Source organism: Psychrobacter sp. 1Y4 (genome assembly GCF_051847555.1).
In genome coordinates, this window is the sequence record NZ_JBPYDE010000069.1 from 1 (window position 1) to 1,342 (window position 1,342).

At 44.1% G+C, this 1,342-nt stretch carries 2 protein-coding genes; one reads left to right on the plus strand and one right to left on the minus strand.

All coding sequences use genetic code 11. The features are described 5' to 3' along the window. Positions 1–507 (minus strand): oxidoreductase (locus ACS8FC_RS14200; RefSeq protein WP_459112961.1); only part of this gene is annotated, 507 nt, incomplete at its 3' end. A gap of 251 nt (positions 508–758) precedes the next feature. Between ACS8FC_RS14200 and ACS8FC_RS14205 the strand changes: the two genes are divergently transcribed. Continuing rightward, positions 759–1,342, plus strand: a 584-nt coding sequence (locus tag ACS8FC_RS14205; protein ID WP_439297234.1) for a TetR/AcrR family transcriptional regulator, incomplete at its 3' end; no start/stop codon positions are given.

Here is a 1,342-nt window from a genome sequence, read left to right on the forward strand (position 1 = left end):
TTGTACACCATCAAAACCAGCTTGCTCTGCTTTGATAGCACTATCGGCAAATCGTTGTATCAGCTGATCTATATCCTGCTGCGTCATGGCGCGAGGTTTGCTAAATAAATGCGAGTGCTTACCCAAGTTGATAGACACATCAGAGGGTGACAATACATCACCGCCCATCGAGGCATAAACTTGACGACCAGGATGATTTAGCTGCATAAAAACGCGTGTGTTGTTTTGTTTGGCAGCACGTGCCCACGCTTTAAAAGGCGATATGTCACTATGCCTGTCTAATACGACACCGCCCGGACCAGTCATGGCGCGGCCATCGACCATCACGTTTCCTGTGATTAATAAACCAGTACCGCCATTCGCCCAGCTTGTATATAGGCGCAGTAAGGTAGGGCCAGGGATTTGACCAACATCAGCCATGTTTTCTTCCATGGCAGCTTTGGCTAAGCGATTGGGCAAGGTGATACCACAAGGCAATATAAACGGTGAAAAAACAGGTGATGTCATGATAGCAGCCTAAAATTATTGTTTTGGGAAGCGTGCGTTCTACTATGAATTTGGCTATAGACATATTGTTTAAATGACTATAACCTTATAGTCGAAACATAATTAGTAAAAATTGTTGTGGATTTAAAAATGACGAGTCTAAAAATAGTGATCGATATGTGACTATCATCACACTTTTTTAGCACAATAGCACCTCAGGTAAATTACTGGCGTGTTGACATAATCATTTATCGAGTAGGGATACCTCTATATTGAATGCATTAGCGCAAAATGAAGCCGCACCTATAGAGTCAAAACGTGAGCTGGCAAAAGCCAAGACGCGGCGTGCCTTACTAAAAAGTGCGTTACGGCTGTACAGCCTAGAAGGCGCTCAAGGCATGAGCATGAATAAAGTGGCTAAAGGGGCGGGTATTGCGCAGCCCAGTTTTTATAATCATTTTGAGAGCTTGGATGCGCTACAGAACGAGCTCAGCGCTCAGTTAAAAGACAACTATCTGTCGCCGATGCGGCTGGCATGGGTCAATATGCTCAAGGACTATGATGTACTGACTAAGGATGAGTTTAATCGGCAGTGTCAGCAATATCTGATAATGATTTTTGATTCAGCATTTCAGAATATTGCGCTATTTCAGCATTTGCTCGAAGATCGTCCGCGATTCACTGCCGATATAGAGAACCAATCCTCACTCAATAATGGACTGGGTAATCTAGTCAGCGAAATACAAGAAGAGTGGACAGAGATATTCATTCAAGGATTGCAGCTATCCAATCGTTCTTGTGAACGCAGCGCTGTCAATCTCTGTGTGGATATGGCAGCCGCGCAAGTACATGAGCT